Source organism: Streptomyces sp. NPDC000345 (assembly GCF_042898825.1).
GTDB lineage: Bacteria > Actinomycetota > Actinomycetes > Streptomycetales > Streptomycetaceae > Streptomyces.
Genome location: NZ_JBIAZE010000014.1, coordinates 180,838 through 198,353, shown reverse-complemented (window position 1 = coordinate 198,353; position 17,516 = coordinate 180,838). Strand labels below are relative to the sequence as shown.

The 17,516-nt window shown below is 71.8% G+C and carries 15 protein-coding genes, 2 pseudogenes and 1 riboswitch; of the genes and pseudogenes, 6 read left to right on the top strand and 11 right to left on the bottom strand.

Going from position 1 to position 17,516, the window contains the following annotated elements; all coding sequences use genetic code 11:
- Positions 1-81 precede the first annotated feature (81 nt).
- Both ACFY30_RS29855 and ACFY30_RS29850 read right to left on the bottom strand, forming a co-directional pair.
- A complete protein-coding gene (locus tag ACFY30_RS29855; RefSeq protein ID WP_390661810.1) occupies positions 82-471 on the bottom strand; it encodes a cell division protein SepF in 390 nt (129 codons plus the stop codon).
- Positions 472-1,041: 570 nt separating this feature from the next.
- Positions 1,042-1,560, bottom strand: a complete 519-nt coding sequence (locus ACFY30_RS29850) for a YceI family protein (protein ID WP_390848247.1) — start codon at positions 1,558-1,560, stop codon at positions 1,042-1,044.
- 106 nt (positions 1,561-1,666) lie between these two features.
- On the opposite strand from ACFY30_RS29850, the gene ACFY30_RS29845 reads away from it, so the two are divergent.
- Entirely contained in the window at positions 1,667-2,197 is a 531-nt protein-coding gene (locus ACFY30_RS29845; RefSeq protein WP_390848246.1) for a MarR family winged helix-turn-helix transcriptional regulator, read from the top strand.
- Between the two features lie 531 nt (positions 2,198-2,728).
- On the opposite strand, the gene ACFY30_RS29840 is transcribed toward ACFY30_RS29845, so the two are convergent.
- Entirely contained in the window at positions 2,729-4,345 is a 1,617-nt protein-coding gene (locus tag ACFY30_RS29840) for an MFS transporter (RefSeq protein WP_390848245.1), read from the bottom strand.
- A gap of 158 nt (positions 4,346-4,503) precedes the next feature.
- Complete coding sequence (locus ACFY30_RS29835) at positions 4,504-5,163, bottom strand: TetR/AcrR family transcriptional regulator (RefSeq protein ID WP_390848244.1); 660 nt, start codon at positions 5,161-5,163, stop codon at positions 4,504-4,506.
- 212 nt (positions 5,164-5,375) lie between these two features.
- Here ACFY30_RS29835 and ACFY30_RS29830 point away from each other — a divergent pair, with 212 nt between their 5' ends.
- Both ACFY30_RS29830 and katG read left to right on the top strand, forming a co-directional pair.
- The gene (locus tag ACFY30_RS29830) at positions 5,376-5,819 is read left to right on the top strand and encodes a Fur family transcriptional regulator (protein WP_390848243.1); all 444 of its coding nucleotides are present in this window, start codon (positions 5,376-5,378) and stop codon (positions 5,817-5,819) included.
- Between the two features lie 22 nt (positions 5,820-5,841).
- Positions 5,842-8,031, top strand: coding sequence for a catalase/peroxidase HPI (gene katG, locus ACFY30_RS29825; protein WP_390848242.1), 2,190 nt, complete (start codon positions 5,842-5,844; stop codon positions 8,029-8,031).
- Positions 8,032-8,141: 110 nt separating this feature from the next.
- Here katG and ACFY30_RS29820 read toward each other — a convergent pair.
- A pseudogene (locus tag ACFY30_RS29820) lies at positions 8,142-8,426 on the bottom strand (aminopeptidase); the annotation flags it as partial.
- A gap of 157 nt (positions 8,427-8,583) precedes the next feature.
- On the opposite strand from ACFY30_RS29820, the gene ACFY30_RS29815 reads away from it, so the two are divergent.
- Positions 8,584-9,177 carry a histidine phosphatase family protein gene (locus tag ACFY30_RS29815; protein WP_390848241.1) on the top strand — a complete coding sequence of 198 codons (594 nt, stop codon included), beginning with the start codon at positions 8,584-8,586 and terminating at the stop codon, positions 9,175-9,177.
- A 69-nt stretch (positions 9,178-9,246) separates the two neighbouring features.
- Here the strand turns inward: ACFY30_RS29815 and ACFY30_RS29810 are convergent, their stop codons facing one another.
- On the bottom strand, positions 9,247-10,005 hold the full coding sequence (locus tag ACFY30_RS29810) for a CbtA family protein (protein ID WP_390848240.1): 759 nt from the start codon (positions 10,003-10,005) through the stop codon (positions 9,247-9,249).
- A gap of 19 nt (positions 10,006-10,024) precedes the next feature.
- A complete protein-coding gene (locus tag ACFY30_RS29805; RefSeq protein ID WP_390848239.1) occupies positions 10,025-10,246 on the bottom strand; it encodes a CbtB-domain containing protein in 222 nt (73 codons plus the stop codon).
- A gap of 61 nt (positions 10,247-10,307) precedes the next feature.
- Positions 10,308-10,382, bottom strand: a riboswitch (cobalamin riboswitch).
- 497 nt (positions 10,383-10,879) lie between these two features.
- Between ACFY30_RS29805 and ACFY30_RS29800 the strand changes: the two are divergent.
- Together ACFY30_RS29800 and ACFY30_RS29795 are read left to right on the top strand one after the other, a co-directional pair.
- Positions 10,880-11,164: pseudogene (locus tag ACFY30_RS29800) on the top strand (serine/threonine protein kinase); the annotation flags it as partial.
- Between the two features lie 126 nt (positions 11,165-11,290).
- The gene (locus ACFY30_RS29795; RefSeq protein ID WP_390848238.1) at positions 11,291-12,493 is read left to right on the top strand and encodes a phosphatidylserine/phosphatidylglycerophosphate/cardiolipin synthase family protein; all 1,203 of its coding nucleotides are present in this window, start codon (positions 11,291-11,293) and stop codon (positions 12,491-12,493) included.
- A gap of 100 nt (positions 12,494-12,593) precedes the next feature.
- Here the strand turns inward: ACFY30_RS29795 and ACFY30_RS29790 are convergent, their stop codons facing one another.
- From ACFY30_RS29790 to ACFY30_RS29775, 4 genes are all read right to left on the bottom strand, one after another.
- Positions 12,594-12,764 carry a hydrophobic protein gene (locus ACFY30_RS29790; protein WP_390661823.1) on the bottom strand — a complete coding sequence of 57 codons (171 nt, stop codon included), beginning with the start codon at positions 12,762-12,764 and terminating at the stop codon, positions 12,594-12,596.
- A 180-nt stretch (positions 12,765-12,944) separates the two neighbouring features.
- Entirely contained in the window at positions 12,945-13,787 is an 843-nt protein-coding gene (locus tag ACFY30_RS29785) for a SigB/SigF/SigG family RNA polymerase sigma factor (RefSeq protein WP_390661824.1), read from the bottom strand.
- A 96-nt stretch (positions 13,788-13,883) separates the two neighbouring features.
- Positions 13,884-15,647 (bottom strand): thiamine pyrophosphate-dependent enzyme, encoded by a 1,764-nt coding sequence (locus ACFY30_RS29780; protein ID WP_390848237.1) that lies wholly within the window; start codon positions 15,645-15,647, stop codon positions 13,884-13,886.
- Between the two features lie 14 nt (positions 15,648-15,661).
- Entirely contained in the window at positions 15,662-17,245 is a 1,584-nt protein-coding gene (locus tag ACFY30_RS29775; protein WP_390848236.1) for an FMN-binding glutamate synthase family protein, read from the bottom strand.
- Between the last annotated feature and the right edge of the window lie 271 nt (positions 17,246-17,516).

The window sequence follows — 17,516 nt, the reverse complement described above, 5'->3', positions numbered from 1 at the left end:
CGGCGAACCGTTCCGCCCACGGGAGCTTCCTACGATCGGGCGACCACCGACGCTGACGCCGCCGGCCCCGGACCGGCCCCGTCAGACCCCCGGTACCCCCGCCCCCTCCATGATCCCGCTCACCTCGGTGCCCGGTGGGGTGAGGAGGAAGACGTTGCGGTCGACGCGGTGCATGCCGCTGGCGAGGCCGAAGACGACGCCGGTCGAGAAGTCGAGGACGCGCTTGGCGACCTCGGTCTCCGCGCCGGTGAGGTCGAGCAGGACCGGGATGCCGGCCATGAGGGTCTCGGCGACCTCCCGGGCGTCCGCGAAGACATTGACCCGCAGGACGACGAAGCGGCGGCGCGTCTCCGTCTCGGCGTCGGGGAGCGCGCGGTGGTTCACCGCCGACGGCCACGCGTCCCGGCCTCTCAGCGGAACGACCTGGGCGAGCCCTTCCCACTGCTCATCGGTGACGTCGTACCGGTTCACCGGCTCCCCCCGAACTGACTCGCACTCAATGCCTGCACCGGCCAATTCTTACGCCAAGTCACCCGTTCGGCCCAACAGCGACACGGACCGCGACCGCCACAGAGACCCCACGGGGGCTTCTCGCCTCCCGCCCACCGGAACCCTCACGGCCGGGAACAACGCGTTCAACGGACGCAACTCCGTTCCTGCGCCCTGCACTTGACGTCCGGCGCCGCGGTGAGCGGGTTCGCGAGCGGCGAGGGGGGGGCGTGCTGTCGCGAGTCACCGGGGTCGCCGCCACCGTATGAACGTGTCCTTTCTGAGACAGCAGCCGCAACCCCGGGGTCCGGAGTCCGGGGTCCCGGGGTCCCGGGGTCCCGGGGTCCCGGGGTCCCGGGGTCCCGGGGTCCCGGGGTCCCGGGGTCCCGGGGGGCCGGGGGGCCGGGACCCGGGTCCGGGGTTCGGGGAGCGTACGGTCGGGGTGGCGGCGGTCCGGCACGGTTCGCCGGCCGCCCTCACCCTCGATGGAGCGGGCGCGGGCGTGGGGGCGGCGCCGCGTGCCCCTCCGGTGCGCCGGTGACGGGCGCCGCGTCAGGCGGCCGTGGTGCGCGTGAAGCGGAGCGTGGCGGTGACCGCGGTCAGGCCCCGGATCATGCCCAGTTGGTTCCAGCCCAGGCCGAACTCACCCCGGTCGACGGTGAATTCGGTGTCCAGTGTGAGGGCGTCGGCGCTCGCGCCGGTCAGCTTCGCGGTGCAGGAGTGGGGCCTGCTGATGCCCCGCACGGTGAGCCGCCCCGACACCTCGACCGTGCCGCCCGAGCGGAGTTCGGCGGACCGCACGGCATAGGTGATCTCGGGGTGGTGCGCGGCGTCGAAGAAGTCGGCGCCGCGCAGATGCTCGTCGCGCTTGGCGTTCTTCGTGTCGAGGGAGGCCACGTCCAGGGTGAGCGTGCCGGTGGCGGTGCCGTCGGCGGCCACCTCGCCGCCGCCGCTCACGGCGGCGAAGGCGCCCTTGACGGTCACCAGACCCCACATCGTCCTGTGCCTCAGGGCGACGGTGGAGGCGCTGGCGTCGAGCTGCCACAGTCCGGTTTCCACGGCGACGGTCATGGTCTTCCCCTTGCGAGTGGTTCAAATTTGGATGACTCACGCTAGCCGGTTATCCAAAACTGGACAACCCTGTCGTTCAAAAATGGACAACAGGTACACTCGGACCATGGCCGACCTCGATGAGCAAGCCTCCGACCTGCCCGAATGCCCGTCCGCAAAGGGCACGGGACTGCTCCCGCCCGAGCTGCGCGCCTGGATGCTGCTGCTGGCCGCCACAGGAGCGGTGGAGCAGCGGCTGCGGTCGGTGGTCAAGGAGCGGCTCGATGTCTCGCACGACGAGTTCCTGGTCCTGTGCCTGCTGGCGGAACACCCCAGGGAGGGCCTGCGCATGACGCGGGTCGCGGAACTGCTGGGCCGCCCGAAGACCCGGCTCACCTACCAGATCGCCTGCCTCCAGCGGGCCGGCCTGGTCACCCGCAAGGCGGTCTGCGGCGACCGGCGGGGCGTCGAGATCGCCCTCACCGACAAAGCCCGCACCCTGCTGCGGGAGGCGTCCGGCTCCCTCGCCGAGACGGTCGCCGGGGCGCTGACCCACGTCGTGGGGCCGGACCAGTGCGCCGCGGTGCGAGGACTGCTGGATCTGGCGGGAGAGGCCGGTCCGGGGCCGGCCTCCGAGGCCGTCGGCACCCCCGACTGAGCCTGCGACAACAACGCGCGCGGCGCCGCCGCGCAGACGTACGAGGGCACCCGCTTCCGGTGCGGTGGGACGAGCAGCGAGAAGTACGCCGGGATTCGACGTGACCGGGCTCGCGACCGCACCCTTGACGGCACCGGAGGCAGCGCCTGCCGCGTGGCCCCCCGCCCGTACGGCCCGCTCCCCCGGGGCCCGGCGGCCAGGGCACCCGCGCCGGCCGGAGCGGGGCTCGCGGTGGGCGGCGTCGCGGCGCGGGCGGTGCACAAGGGGCTGCGGGAGGGACGGGCGCGAGGGATCTCGGCGCAAGCCGCCGTCGGCCGGCGCCCGAAATGCCTTGCGGGAGCGGCCGTCGGCCGGCGCTCAAAGAGCCTTGCGGGAGCGGCCGTCGGCCGGTGCCCGCCAGTGCCTCGGCGGAGGCGGTCGCCGGAGTGCGCCCGCAGGGCCTTGCGGGAGCACGCGGCGCGCGGCGGGCGGCGCGGCGGAGGCCGGGCGTGAGATGCCCGGCCTCCGTCGGAGTCCCTCGGGGGCTGTTTCTCAGCGGGCGTCCACCGGCTCCTTCGCACGCTCCGTGTCCGCCGGCTCCTGGGGCCCTGCCGTGCCGGAGGCGGCCCTGCGGCCGGGCAGTACGGCGAGGACGATCATCGCGCCCGCGGCCATGATGATCCCGCCGACGAGGCTGGTCTGGGCGACGCTGTGGGCGAAGGCCTCGTGCACGGCGTCGATCAGGGCCTGGGCCTGCTGGGGTCCGCCGGCGGGGTTCTTCGCTATCTGCCCGGCGACCGCGATACCGCCGCCCACCGAGTCCTTGGCCGTGTCCAGCGCGGCAGCCGGAAGGTGACCGCCGACCAGGTCGGACAGCTTGTCGCGGTAGGCGGTGCCCAGCAGCGAGCCGAGGACCGCGATACCGAGGGAGCCGCCCAGTTCCAGCGCGGTGTCGTTCGCGCCGCCGCCGACGCCCAGCTCCGACTCGGGGAAGGAACCCATGATGGTGTCGGTGGCCGGGGAGACGCTCAGGCCGATCGCGAAGCCCAGCATCAGCAGCGACGGCAGGAAGTCGGTGTAGCCGGAGCCCGACTCGATCCGGGTCAGCAGGAACACGCCCGCGCTGCCGATCGCCATGCCGGCCACCACCAGGGGCTTCATGCCCAGCTTCGGGGTCAGCCGGCCGGTGACCGCGGCGCCGGCGAACACGGCTGCGGCCAGCGGCAGCAGCCGTACGCCGGTCTCCAGCGCGTCGTAGCCGAGCACGAACTGCAGGTACTGCGTGGCGTAGTAGATGGAGCCGAAGGTGCCGAAGAAGAAGAACAGCACCGCGAGCATCGACCCGCTGAACGGCCGCCGGGCGAACTTGCGCACGTCCAGCATGGGGTGCGGGTGGCGCAGTTCCCAGGCCACGAAGGCCGACAGACCCACGCCCGCTGCCACGGCCGCGGTGACCGGGCCGGTGCCCCAGCCGAAGTGCGGGCCCTCGATCGTGGCGTAGACGAGGGAGCCGACGGAGACGATCGACAGCAGACCGCCGACGTAGTCGATCCGGCCCATGGCCTCCGCCCTGGACGGCGGGACCAGGGCGAGCGCGCCGACGACGGCGGCGACCGCGATGGGGACGTTGATCAGGAAGGTCGAGCCCCAGGCGTGGTCCTCCAGCAGCCAGCCGGCCACCAGCGGGCCGACGGCGATGGCCAGACCTGAGGTGGCGGTCCAGGCCGTGATGGCCCCGGCCCGCTCCCGCTTGGGGAACATCGCGACGAGCAGCGACAGCGTGGCCGGCATGACGACCGCGGCGCCGACGCCCATGATCGCCCGGGCCGCGATGACGAGGGCCGTCTCGTCCACGAGGCTGCCCATGACCGAGCCGCCCGCGAAGACCAGCAGACCGACGACGAGCGCGCCCCGGCGGCTGTACTTGTCGCCGATCGAGCCCAGCACCAGCATCAACGCGGCGTACGGGACGGTGTAGCCGTCGATGACCCACTGCAGGTCACTGCTGGACAGGCCCAGGTCGGTCGTCATGTCCGGCGCGGCCACGATCAGCGAGGTGTTCGCCATGACCACGATCAGCAGACTCAGGCACAGCACGAGAAGGGCCCACCAGCGCCGCTGATACGGCCCCGTCATCTTCTCCACGGGTGTGGTGGCAAGGAAAGGCATGGGGACTCCTAGCGGCGACGAGATAATTGCCCACTGATGTGCAGAGTAGGTGATTGCTCAGCAGTGTGCAAATAGCGTGGACCGGGGAACGCCGAAGGGGGCCCTCCGGGAGGGCCCCCTTCGTCACGTTCCTTCGCGCCGGACCTGCCGTACGCCCCTCAGTCCGCGCCGCGCGACTCCATGACCGTCACGACCGCCGCCTCCGGCGCGACCTCCTCGACCACGGCCTGCGCCCGGTCGGCCGGCACCCCGGCCGCGATGAGCGTGACGACGGCCGCCCGGGTCCCGTCGTCCTCCAGGGCTCCGGTGTTGACCTGCTCCAGCAGGGCGAAGTGCATGGCCTCCAGGCCCGCGCTCAGCACGGCGGGCGGCAACTGCGCATGGAAGACGCCGGCACGCTGACCCCGCTCCAGGATGGACGTCACCTCGTCACGGGCCGGCGCCAGGATCTCGGCGACGCGCTCCACGCCCAGGTCGCGCCGGGCCAGCGACAGAAGCAGCCGGTAACGGTCGCCGACGGGCCAGATGCAGCGCACGAAGTGCGCGAGCGCCCGCTCGGCCGGTTCCTCCGGCCGTCTGGCGGTCTCCAGCACCCCGCGCAGCGTCTCGGACGCCTCCTCCGCGAGCGCCTCCAGCAGCGCCGCGCGCCCGGGGAAGTGCCCGAAGAGGGTGCGCCGTACGACACCGGAGGCGCGCGCCAGCTCCTCCAGGGTGATGTCCGGGTTCCGGCCGAGCTCCCGGCGGGCCGTGGCGAGGATGCGCGCCCGGTTGGACCGCGAGTTTCGGCGCTGCGGCTCGCGGGCCACGGGCTTGGTCACGGGGGAACCTCGGTGGATCGGTACGTACGTCGGCCCGCCCATTCTGGCACGCCGCCCCCGGTCACACCCCTGACGGGCCCAGCGGCCCACGGCCGCATCCACCCCCTTCCCATATCGGCCACAAAGGGACGAACCAGGTACGATGTGACACGCCAAACTTGGCGCGCTCGCTTTCTTGAATTATTCGTGTTTAGCGAAGTAGGTTGTTCCCCATGACTGCACCCCAGCCCCGAACCGTCGCCGAAGAGCTGCGCGGTGCCGGCCTGCGGGTGACGGCCGCCCGCGTCGCACTGCTCGAGACCGTCCGCAACGGCGATCACCTCGACGTCGAGACCATCGCGTCCGGAGTGCGCGACCGCGTCGGCCACATCTCCGTACAGGCCGTGTACGAGGCGCTGCACGCGCTGACCGCGGCCGGACTCGTGCGCCGCATCGAGCCGCCCGGCAGCCCGGCGCGGTTCGAGGGGCGCGTCGGGGACAACCACCACCATCTCGTGTGCCGGTCGTGCGGTGTCGTCGCCGACGTCGACTGCGCGGTCGGCCACGCCCCCTGTCTCACCGCGACCGACGACCGCGGCTTCGCGATCGACGAGGCCGAGGTCATCTACTGGGGCCTGTGCCCCGCCTGTTCCACCGCCGGTACCGCAGCACCGTGACCCCCAGTCCGGAAGGATTCCCATGTCTGAGAACACCCCCGCCGAAGCGAAGTGCCCGGTCGCGCACGACCGGGCCGCGCACCCGACCCAGGGCGGCGGCAACCGCCAGTGGTGGCCGGAGCGGCTCAACCTGAAGATCCTCGCCAAGAACCCGGCGGTGGCGAACCCCCTCGGTGAGGACTTCGACTACGCGGAGGCGTTCAAGGCCCTCGACCTGGAGGCCGTGAAACAGGACATCGCCGAGGTCCTCACCACCTCGCAGGACTGGTGGCCGGCCGACTTCGGCAACTACGGCCCGCTGATGATCCGCATGGCCTGGCACAGCGCGGGCACCTACCGCATCAGCGACGGCCGCGGCGGCGCCGGCGCCGGCCAGCAGCGCTTCGCCCCGCTGAACAGCTGGCCGGACAACGCCAACCTGGACAAGGCCCGCCGTCTGCTGTGGCCGGTCAAGAAGAAGTACGGCCAGTCCATCTCCTGGGCCGACCTCATGATCCTCACCGGCAACGTCGCGCTGGAGCAGATGGGCTTCGAGACCTTCGGCTTCGGCGGCGGCCGCGAGGACGTCTGGGAGGCCGAGGAGGACGTGTACTGGGGTCCCGAGACCACCTGGCTCGACGACCGGCGCTACAGCGGCGACCGCGAGCTGGAGAACCCGCTCGGCGCGGTCCAGATGGGCCTCATCTACGTCAACCCCGAGGGCCCCAACGGCAACCCGGACCCGCTGGCCGCGGCCCGCGACATCCGTGAGACGTTCCGCCGCATGGCGATGAACGACGAGGAGACCGTCGCGCTGATCGCCGGTGGTCACACCTTCGGCAAGACCCACGGAGCGGGCCCCGCGGACCACGTCGGCGCCGACCCCGAGGCCGCCTCGATCGAGGACCAGGGCCTGGGCTGGAAGAGCACCTACGGCACCGGCAAGGGCGGCGACACCATCACGTCCGGCCTCGAGGTCACCTGGACCGCCACGCCCACCCAGTGGAGCAACGGCTTCTTCAAGAACCTCTTCGAGTACGAGTACGAGCTCACCGAGTCCCCGGCCGGCGCCAAGCAGTGGGTGGCCAAGGACGCCGAGGCGATCGTCCCCGACGCGCACGACCCGTCGAAGAAGCACCTCCCGACGATGCTCACCACCGACCTGTCGCTGCGCTTCGACCCGGTCTACGAGCAGATCTCGCGCCGCTTCTACGAGAACCCCGACCAGTTCGCGGACGCCTTCGCCCGCGCCTGGTACAAGCTGACCCACCGTGACATGGGCCCGAAGTCGCTGTACCTCGGCCCGGAGGTCCCGCAGGAGACGCTGCTGTGGCAGGACCCGCTGCCGCAGGCGGAGGGCGAGGCCATCGACGCCGCCGACGTCGCGGCCCTGAAGGCCAAGCTGCTCGGGTCGGGTCTGACCGTCTCGCAGCTCGTCTCCACCGCGTGGGCGTCGGCCTCGACCTTCCGCGGCAGCGACAAGCGCGGCGGCGCCAACGGTGCCCGTATCCGCCTGGAGCCGCAGCGCGGCTGGGAGGTCAACGACCCCGACCAGCTGCGTCACGTCCTGAGCGTCCTCGAGGGCATCCAGTCGGAGTTCAACTCCGGCGCCAAGAAGGTCTCCCTGGCCGACCTGATCGTCCTCGGCGGTGCCGCCGCGGTCGAGAAGGCCGCCAAGGACGCGGGCTTCGACGTGGAGGTCCCCTTCACGCCGGGCCGCGTGGACGCGACCGAGGAGCACACGGACGCCGAGTCGTTCGCCGCGCTGGAGCCGACCTGGGACGGCTTCCGCAACTACGTCGGCAAGGGCACCCGCCTGCCGGCCGAGTACCTGCTGCTCGACAAGGCCAACCTGCTCACCCTGAGCGCCCCCGAGATGACGGTCCTCGTCGGCGGTCTGCGCGTCCTGGGCGCCAACACCGGCCAGTCCTCGCACGGCGTCTTCACCGACAGGCCGGGCACGCTGACCAACGACTTCTTCGTCAACCTGCTCGACCTGGGCACGACCTGGAAGTCGACCTCGGCGGACCAGCACACCTTCGAGGGCCGCGACACCGCCTCGGGCGAGCTGAAGTGGACCGGCACCCGTGCCGACCTCGTCTTCGGCTCCAACTCCGAGCTGCGCGCCCTGGCTGAGGTCTACGCCGGCGACGACGCGAAGGAGAAGTTCGTGAACGACTTCGTCGCGGCCTGGGTCAAGGTCTCGAACCTGGACCGGTTCGACCTGGTCTGATCCCCACGGGGTCGATCGCGGGACGACGGAGGGCGTCCGGGGTGTCCCGGGCGCCCTTCGGCGCGTCCGCCGCTCCGGGGACGGGCCCCGTCGGCCAGCCGGGGGTGGGCAGTTCCTCGGGCGGGGGCGATGTACGACTCCACGTCCGCGCCGTCGATCCACCCGTGCGGGAACTCGACGGCCAGGCGCCCGGCGTGCCGGCCGCCCAGCTCCCGGCCGGCCCCGGCGGCCGGCCGCTCGGCCTCGGCGTACAGCCGCCTCCCCGTGATGCCGGGGTCGCTCTCGAAGAACCGTCCGCCGGCCGCGAACACCTCGGGCAGATCGTCCCGCAGCCGCCGCTTGACCGGGTCGTCACCGAGGCCGAAGGTCCGGTCGACGTCGGCCTCGTACCCCTCGCGGCAACCGGGGACGTCTCGCCGGACGGGGCCGTCCCGCCGGTTCGCCAACTCCGGCGCCCGTACCTAGGCTGCTGCGGCACCCGGCGTCGGCACCGGGAGCCCGGCGCGCGGAACGCCTTCGACGACACCCGACCGCACCAGGAGGAGCCCCCACGTGACCAGCCGTGTCAGTTTCGTCTCGCCCGCCATGAACTCGTCGGCGCGTCAGGCCCGTTTCGACGACGGGGGCTCGATCGACGCGGGCGGCAGGGCGCGGGCCCGTGCCGCGGCCGGATCCCTGCCCGCCGCCGTACGGGTCGTGGTCTCGCCCAGTGTGCGCTGCCGGGAGACCGCGGCCGCCCTCGGTCTCGACGCGACGCAGGCCCAGGAGCTGGCCGGGCTGGACGTGGGGCGCTGGCGGGGCCTGACCCTCGCGGAGGTCGGCGCGGACGAGCCGGAGGGGGTGGCCCGGTGGCTCACCGATCCGTCCTCCGCGCCGCACGGCGGGGAGTCCGTGGCGGACCTGTGCGCGCGGGTGGGACGCTGGCTGGACGCGGCCCTGGAAACGGACGGCCGTACGCTCGCGGTGGTCGAGCCCGAGGTCGTACGGGCCGTGGCGGCGCAGGTGCTGGGGGCGCCGCCGGCCGCCTTCTGGCGGCTCGACGTGCCGCCTCTGACGGTGACGTCGGTGAGCGGACGCAACGGCCGCTGGAATCTGCGGCTGGGCCACCCGCCGGACTCGCCCGACCCCGAGCCCGCCGGATCCTGAGGTGCCCGACCGTACGCGAGAGGGCCCCCGGATGTTCCGTGGGCCCTCGCGTCGTCCTGGCCGGCCGGTCTACCGCGGGGCGGCCACCGCCGCACCCGCGGACACCGCCGCGGGCTCAGGGCGCAGCAGCCGCTCGGCCAGTTCGCCGAAGACCAGGCCGAAGCCCGTCCACAGCGTGACCTGCATGGCGAGGGTGGAGAGGCGGAACCGCCACAGCAGGGTGGCCGGGAAGTCCGCCGGGACCTCGTTGACGGAGGGCAGGAACGCGTACGCCAGACCGATGACGGCGACGAAGCCGAGCACGGCGACCACGGTGGCGTACCAGTTGCCCAGCGCCGGTGCGAGCCGCCTGCCGACGATCACCGCGGCGACCGAGAGCAGGACGCCGAGCACCATCATCAGGAAGAACAGGGTGGTCCGCTTGGCGATGGTGTCGTGGTCACCGACCGCGGGCGGGTTCGCGGGGTACTTCAGGAACGGCACGACGTACACGGCGAGCAGCGCGGCACCCGAGAGCAGCAGCGCCGTGGCCCGTGGGCCGAAGCGGCCCACCCGGCCGAGGGCGAAGCAGTACGCGAGGGCGGCGATGCCTCCGAAGGCCACCCCGTAGACCAGCACACCGGTGGCCAGACCGGCGGTGGACTGCAGGCTGCGGGAGACGAGTTCGACCTCGTGCTCGTGTCCTGGAGCGTGGGACTCCTCGAAGCCGATGGCGCTGTCGACGTTCGGCTCACCGAGGAAATAGGCGACGATCAGGGCGAGCACGCCGGCACCGAGGCCGGCGAGCATGCCCCGCACGAGAAGGTTTCTCACCGTTGCGGAGTTCATGGGTGTGCGGCGTCCCTCGTCAGTGGCAGGGGAAGCCGAGCAGGTGGCGGGCGTCATGCACCCACTCGTGGACCTCCTCGCCGGAGACGACGGACGTGGCGCCCTGCTCGGCGCCGACGAAGTACAGCAGGACCAGCATCAGAACGCCGAAGAAGACCGCCCAGGGAGCGATGTCCCTCAGCGGCAGCTTGGCGGGTACGACAGGTGCGGTGGTGGTCGGCTGGGCGACATGCTGCGCCATGGCAGGGCCTCCTCTGGGAGTTCGCGTCCCATCTCGGTGGTGCACAGGACGACGGCCCCGGGTCTGACTCGCGAACGCCCCCTCCTGGGGCGACCGTCCACAGTGGCGCGACCGTGCCGGATTCACACCGGCTTCCGTGATGCCGTCGTCGATATCAGAGCGACGGTACCCTGTGCCGCGCCTGTGGCCAATACCGCCCCACCTGGCGTGATCCTGCTCGCCCCCGCGAAGTGGCCCGGATCACCGGCTTCAGCCGAAGTCACAGGCGGTGAAAGCGACACGGACGACCGTGCCGTCCTCCTCCTTCGCCTCGTAGCCGTCCCGCTCCTCGCCCCCGCCCGGGAGAACAGGACGTCGCCCGCCCGGCCTCGGCGTCACGGCCGGCGACGGACGACGGGTCGAACGGGGGGCTGCGCAGAACGGCGTGTCCCTCCACCGGCGCGGGTTCGTGACCGCCGTATCCGTCGCCCCGGTCGGCCGCGACGATCCGGGCCGGATCCGCCAGGGGCATGACGACCATGCAGACCCGGGCGACGGGCGGCCCGCCGTCCCCCCGGTGCCAGTGGAAGCCGGCGTACACGGGGGCCTTGCGCAGACCGGCGGGCAGGTCACCGTGCCACCAGGCACCGCGACTTCAAACCCGCCGACGTCCTGCTGCGCCGCGACGGCAGGGCCGTCCTCACCGACTTCGGCATCGCGGCCCTGGACGACGGCGAGTTCCTCACCAGCACCGGCCAACTGGTCGGCTCCCTGGAGTACATGGCGCCCGAGGGGGTCACCGGAGCACAGACCGGTCCGGTCTGCGGCCCGCCGAGCCGGACGACGGGGGGTACCGCGCCTCTGCGGCGGGGACGGTCCGCCCGGCCGCGACGGGCAGGACAGCTTTCGCCGGGGCGGTCCGGCGGGCGGCCGGAGTGACACGGTACGGGCCGGGCATCCGGTTGTTCGGGCTCGTCCGGCAGCCCGTGACGTTCTGTCTCATGGACCAGTGGGAGATCCGACGTGATACTCGACGGCGTACCGACACCCCCTGCGCGCGACACCGTGGCAGGCTCGCCGGACGCGGCAGGCTCGCGAGACCTGACCGACGCCGCAGCGCGCAAGCAGCGCCTGCGCCGTCGCCTCGAGCGGCTGATCGGCGTGGCCGCCACCGAAGGCAATGAGCTCGTGCCCCTGCGCAACGGTGACGAGATCTTCCCCGCGATGCTCGGGGCGATCCGTTCGGCTCGGCACACCGTCGACATGATGACGTTCGTGTACTGGCGGGGTCAGATCGCCCACGACTTCGCCGCCGCTCTGGCCGACCGCGCCCGCGCGGGAGTGCGGGTGCGTCTGCTGCTGGACGGGTTCGGCGCCAAGGAGATCGAGGGGCGGCTGCTGGACCTCATGAGCGGCGCCGGTGTGCAGGTGGCCTGGTTCCGCAAACCCGTGTGGCTGTCGCCGTTCAAGCAGAATCACCGCTGTCACCGCAAGGCGCTCGTCGTCGACGAGCACACCGCCTTCACCGGCGGCGTCGGCATCGCGGAGGAATGGTGCGGCGATGCCCGCGACCCGGGCGAGTGGAGGGACACCCACGTCCAGGTGCGCGGTCCGGCCGTGGACGGCATCGCGGCGGCCTTCGCGCAGAACTGGGCGGAGTGCCACGACGAACTCTTCGACGACCGCGACCGCTTCACGGCGCACCCGCAGGCCGGCTCGTCGGTGGTACAGGTGGTCCGCGGGTCCGCGAGCATCGGCTGGCAGGACATGCAGACCCTCATCCGGGTCATGCTCACCTCCGCCGAGGAACGCTTCCGGCTGGCCACCGCCTACTTCGCCCCGGACTCCTACTTCATCGACCTGCTGTGCGAAACCGCTCGGCGGGGCGTGCGGGTCGAGATCCTGCTGCCCGGTCCCCACACCGACCAGCGCGCCTGCCAGCTCGCCGGGCAGCACCACTACACACGTCTGCTGCGGGCCGGTGTGCACATCCGTCAGTACCAGCCGACCATGATGCACGCCAAGATCATCACCGTGGACTCGGTGGCCTCCCTCATCGGATCCACCAATTTCAACCGGCGGTCCATGGACCACGACGAAGAGGTGATGCTCGCCGTCCTGGACGAGGAGTTCACCGCCGTGCTCGACCGCGACTACGAGGCGGACCTGAAGCGCAGCGTGGAGATCGGCCTCACCCGGTGGAGACGCCGGGCGATGCTGCAGCGTGCCAAGGAGGCCGCCGTCACCCCGGTCCGGCGCTTCCTGTGAGCCGGCCGGCCCTCCGGCCGCCACCGCGTCCGTCATACGTCCGGGGCCCGGCCGACAGTGTCGGCCGGGCCCCGGCATGAGAACGCGTCAACAGGTCAGGTCACCATCGGTACCAGCGGCCCCGGCCACCACCTGCCGTGGTGGAACGCATGACGAAGCCGAGCAGCCACAGCACCAGGACGACGACGGCGACCCACCAGAGGACCTTGACGGCGAAGCCGGCACCGAAGAGGAGCAGGGCAAGAAGCAGAACAAGAAGCAAGGGAACCATGTTTATCAACCTCCTGGAGACCGGGTTCCCTGCAATTCCTTCGCCATTCCCACGGGACCCTTTGTTTGTGAAGGAAATAAGCCCTCCGCATTCCCCGCCGGAATACGAAAGGGGCCTGCCCGGAGTGATTCCGGGCAGGCCCCTTTCCGGTGGTACGACCGAGGGCCGGGCACGCGGCCGTCAGGTGGTGCTGAGCATGCCTTCGCGCAGGCGGACCAGAAGGCGGGAGAGCAGCCGGGAGACGTGCATCTGGGAGACGCCGAGACGTTCCCCGATCTGGGCCTGGGTGAGTTCCTCGACGAACCGCCAGTGGATGATCTTGCGCTCGCGTTCGTCGAGTTCGGCGATCATCGGGGCCAGGGCGTGGAAGTCCTCGATCAGGCCGAGGGCGGCGTCCTCGTCACCGATGAAGTCCGCCAGCGCGGCCTCGCCGTCCTCACTGCCGTTGATCGCCGCGTCCAGGGACGTGGACTTGTAGCCGTTGGAGGCCAGTTGGGCCTCGACGACCTCGTTCTCCGGAAGGCTCATGAGCTCGGAGAGCTCCTTGGTCGTCGGGGTCCGGCCCAGTCGGCTGCGCAGTTCCTCGTTGGCGCGGGCGAGCTGCACGCGGGCTTCCTGGAGCCGGCGCGGGACGTGCACGGCCCAGGACGTGTCACGGAAGAACCGCTTGATCTCGCCCACGATGTACGGCACGGCGAAGGAGGTGAACTCGACTTCGCGGGACAGCTCGAACCGGTCGATCGCCTTGATGAGTCCGATCATGCCGACCTGGACGATGTCCTCCATCTCCTCCGGCCCCCGGCTGCGGAACCGGCCGGCCGCGTAGCGGACCAGGGACATGTTCATCTCGATCAGCGTGTTGCGCGCGTACTGGTACTCGGGCGTGCCCTCCTCCACCACCGCCAGCTGGTCGAAGAACAGCCTCGACAACTCACGCGCGTCCTTGGGTGCGACCTTGGAAGGGTCCGCGATCTCCGGAACGTCCACCGTCTGCCCAGCGGTCTGCACGGTCGTCGTCATCATGCGTCCCTCCCCATCGATCGGCCTTGTGCCTGCCGGTCCATCGTCCGGCAAGCTCGCGTCTACCCCGCCCGTCCACCTGCATGCCTCGAACGGCTGTCAATCCTGTCCGGGCTCTTGGTGGCTGCGTACGATCTCCTTCACCTTGGCGACCGCGAAGCCCCACCCCTGCTCGACGGTCGGCTTGGCCGGAACGGCGATCTCGTCGGGGTTGGTGAGGACGTCGAGCAGGACCGGGCCCGGACTGCGGAAAGCGCGGCGCACGGCGCCCTCCAGGTCGGCCGGGTCGGTCACGCGGATGCCGGTGATGCCCATGGCCTCGGCGACGGCGGCGAAGTCGGGGTTGTCGAGCACGGTTCCGAACTCGGGCAGTCCGGCCTGCTCCTGTTCGAGTTTCACCATGCCCAGGCGACGGTTGTCGAAGACGACGAGCTTGACGGGAAGACGGTACGTCCTCAGGGTCATGAGGTCGCCGAGCAGCATGCTCAGTCCGCCGTCGCCGCAGAAGGCCACGACCTGGCGCTCGCGGTCCAGGCACTGGGCGCCCAGGGCCTGGGGCATGGCGTTGGCCATCGAGCCGAGGTTGTAGGAGCCGATGAGGCGTCGCTCGCCGCGCATCTCGACGAACCGCGAGAGCCACACCGTGGCCATGCCCGTGTCGGAGGTGAAGACGGCGTCCTCGGCCGCGATCCGGTCGACGGCCGCGGCCAGCGCCTCGGGACGGATGTCGTGCGTCCGGTTGTCCAGAGCGGAGCGGATACGGCCCACGACCCCCCGGTCGTGCGCAGGGTCGGCGAGGCGGGCCTGACCCGAGCGCCACCGGTCGAAGCGTTCACGCGCCCTCTCCAGATGAGAGCGGTCCCGCGCGCCCTCGGAACCGGCGGGCGGGGCGGTGAGGTGCTCCAGGAGGTCCCGTACGGCGGCCCCGGTGTCCCCCACGAGCCCCACGTCCACCGGCACCCGGCGTCCGATGTGGGTGGCCTCGGTGTCCACCTGGATCACGGTCCGGTCCTCGGGATACCAGTCCCGGTAGGGGAAGTCCGTGCCGAGCAGCAGCAGGGTGTCCGCGTCCTGGAGGGCCGCCGCGGCGGCGGGGTTGCCGATCAGCCCCGTCTGGCCGACCTGGTAGGGGTTGCCGTCGCCCTCGAAGCCGGCCTTGGCCTTCAGGGTGAGCACCATCGGTGCGGCCAGGCGGTCGGCCAGGGTGAGGACGTCCTCGCGGGCGGCGCGGGCACCCTCTCCGACGAGCAGGGTGACCCGTTCGGAGCGGTCGAGGAGTTCCGCGGCGCGGCGGACGGCCGGCCCGTCGGGCCGGCTCACCGGAGCGTTCAGGGAGAAGCGGGCCTGCCGGTCGGCGGTCAGTTCCCGCTCACCCAGGTCGCCCGGCACGGTGAGGACGGCGACGCCCTTGCGGCCCAGGGCGTGACGCACGGCCGTCTCCAGCATCTGCGGAAGCTGGCCGGGCGAGGTGATGGTCGCGCGGAAGACGGCCACGTCGCTGAAGAGGGCGTCGTTGTCGACCTCCTGGAAGTAGTCGCTGCCGAGTTCGGCGAGCGGCACCTGACCGGCGATCGCCAGGACCGGAGCATGGCTCTTCGCCGCGTCGTACAGCCCGTTGAGGAGGTGGACGGAACCGGGTCCGACGGTGCCCATGCACACGCCGAGGGTTCCGGTGAGCTGCGACTGGGCGCTCGCGGCGAACGCCGCCGCCTCCTCGTGCCGGCAGCCCACCCACTCCAGGCCCTCGGTGGTGCGGATGGCGTCCGTCAGCGGGTTGAGCGCGTCTCCCACGACGCCGAACACCTGGCGCACGCCGAGCTCGCTCAGCGCGTCCACGATCACTCGGGCAACAGTACGGGCCACTTGAATCCTCCAGGTCACACGGTGAAACGGTCGGGGTCGGCGGCCTCCCAGTCGGCCGCCCAGGAGGCCGGCGGCTCGGCCGCCAACTGCCCTGGCGCGAGCCACTCGTGCAGTTCGTCGTAGGAGCGCTCGGTGTACGGGTCGACGCGCCGGCGGAGCATGCGCGGTCGCAGGTCCGCGGGATCGGTGACGCCCAGCGAGGCCATGAGCTGCAGAGCACTGGCCACGGTCGCTTCCTGGAATCGCCGGACGCGGTCCGTCTTGTCGCGCACGTCGAGGGCGCGGGCCCGGCGGGGGTCCTGGGTCGTGACCCCGGTGGGACAGGTGTTGGTATGGCACCGCTGGGCCTGGATGCAGCCGACGGCGAACATCATCGCCCGCGCGGCGTTGCCGTAGTCGGCGCCCTGCACCATGCGTTTGACCAGGTCGGCGCCCGTGGCGATCTTGCCGCTCGCGCCGACCTTGATCCGGTCGCGCAGGCCGGTGCCCACGAGGGCGTTGTGCACGGTGAGCAGACCCTCGGTGAGCGGGGTGCCGACATGGTCCGCGAACTCCAGCGGCGCCGCACCGGTCCCGCCCTCGGCGCCGTCCACCACGATGAAGTCGGGCGCCGTGCCCTCCTCCAGCATGGCCTTGCAGACGGCCAGGAACTGCCGGCGCGAGCCCACGCACAGCTTGAACCCGGCGGGCTTGCCGCCGGACAACTCGCGCATGCGGGCGACGAAGCGGACGAGTTCCCGTGGGGTGGAGAACACCCGGTGGTACGGCGGGGAGACGACCGTCCGTCCCTCGGGCACGTCCCGCACCCGGGCGATCTCGGCGTTCACCTTGGCTCCCGGCAGCACCCCGCCGATCCCGGGCTTCGCGCCCTGCGACAGTTTCAGGGACACGCACTTGACGTGATCGTGCGCGGCCTTGTCGGCGAACTCGGCCGCGTCGAAGCCACCGTCGCCGGTGCGGCAGCCGAAGTACCCGGTGCCGATCTCCCACACGAGGTCACCGCCCGGGCGGAGGTGATACTCGGACAGCCCGCCCTCACCGGTGTCCTGGGCGAAACCCCCGGCCGCGGCACCCCCGTTGAGCGCGAGGACCGCGTTGGCCGACAGCGAGCCGAAACTCATCGCCGAGACGTTCAGCAGGGCCATGTCGTACGGCCGTCGGCAGTCCGGGCCGCCGATCCTTACGCGCGGCGGGTGCTCCGGCACCGGGCAGGGCGCCATCGACGGGACCAGGTACTCGTGGCCGGGCTGGTACACGTCCCGTTCGGTGCCGAACGGCTCCTCCGCGTCGGTGCCCTTGGCACGCTCGTAGACGATGCTGCGCACGTCCCGGTCGAAGGGACGCCCGTCGTAGTTCCGCTCGATGAAGTACTGCTGCAGTTCCGGGCGTATGCGCTCCAGGAGGAAGCGGGCATGGCCGAGGACGGGATAGTTGCGCAGCACCGAGTGCCGGCGCTGCACCAGGTCCCGGACACCCAGCCCACCCACGAACGTGAGCGGCAGGGCCACGAGCCACCAGGAGGGCGAGACACCGACCGCCGCGGCCGCGGCCCCGAGGGCGGTCACCAGAGTCAGGACGACGATTCCCACACGGATCACACCTGGCGCATTGCCCGGTTGTCGGCCACCATGCGCGCCGACCGGTCACGGATGCTCTCGGTCGCCGGGACCGTCGGCGCCCCCTCCGGCCGCGCTGATCGTCTAAGGCGACCTGGTCTGTCCGCCGATGCGGACGCCGTGGCCCGATCCGACGGCCCCCGGCGCGACGTCCGACCGGTTCATCGCCGCCGTCCTCCGGATCAGGGACGGCAAACCGGCCGGGCACTGGGGCGCGTACGAGAAGAGCGGCCACGACGCCGGGCCGGTGCCG

Bases quoted from the DNA above. Each gene is read 5' to 3' on its own strand.
- ACFY30_RS29845 (WP_390848246.1), top strand. From the start codon at position 1,667: ATGGCCGACCTCGATGAGCAAGCCTCCGACCTGCCCGAATGCCCGTCC.
- ACFY30_RS29830 (WP_390848243.1), top strand. From the start codon at position 5,376: ATGACTGCACCCCAGCCCCGAACCGTCGCCGAAGAGCTGCGCGGTGCC.
- ACFY30_RS29810 (WP_390848240.1), bottom strand. From the start codon at position 10,005: ATGAACTCCGCAACGGTGAGAAACCTTCTCGTGCGGGGCATGCTCGCC.
- ACFY30_RS29850 (WP_390848247.1), bottom strand. From the start codon at position 1,560: ATGACCGTCGCCGTGGAAACCGGACTGTGGCAGCTCGACGCCAGCGCC.
- ACFY30_RS29790 (WP_390661823.1), bottom strand. From the start codon at position 12,764: ATGGTTCCCTTGCTTCTTGTTCTGCTTCTTGCCCTGCTCCTCTTCGGT.
- ACFY30_RS29840 (WP_390848245.1), bottom strand. From the start codon at position 4,345: ATGCCTTTCCTTGCCACCACACCCGTGGAGAAGATGACGGGGCCGTAT.
- ACFY30_RS29785 (WP_390661824.1), bottom strand. From the start codon at position 13,787: ATGATGACGACGACCGTGCAGACCGCTGGGCAGACGGTGGACGTTCCG.
- ACFY30_RS29805 (WP_390848239.1), bottom strand. From the start codon at position 10,246: ATGGCGCAGCATGTCGCCCAGCCGACCACCACCGCACCTGTCGTACCC.
- katG (WP_390848242.1), top strand. From the start codon at position 5,842: ATGTCTGAGAACACCCCCGCCGAAGCGAAGTGCCCGGTCGCGCACGAC.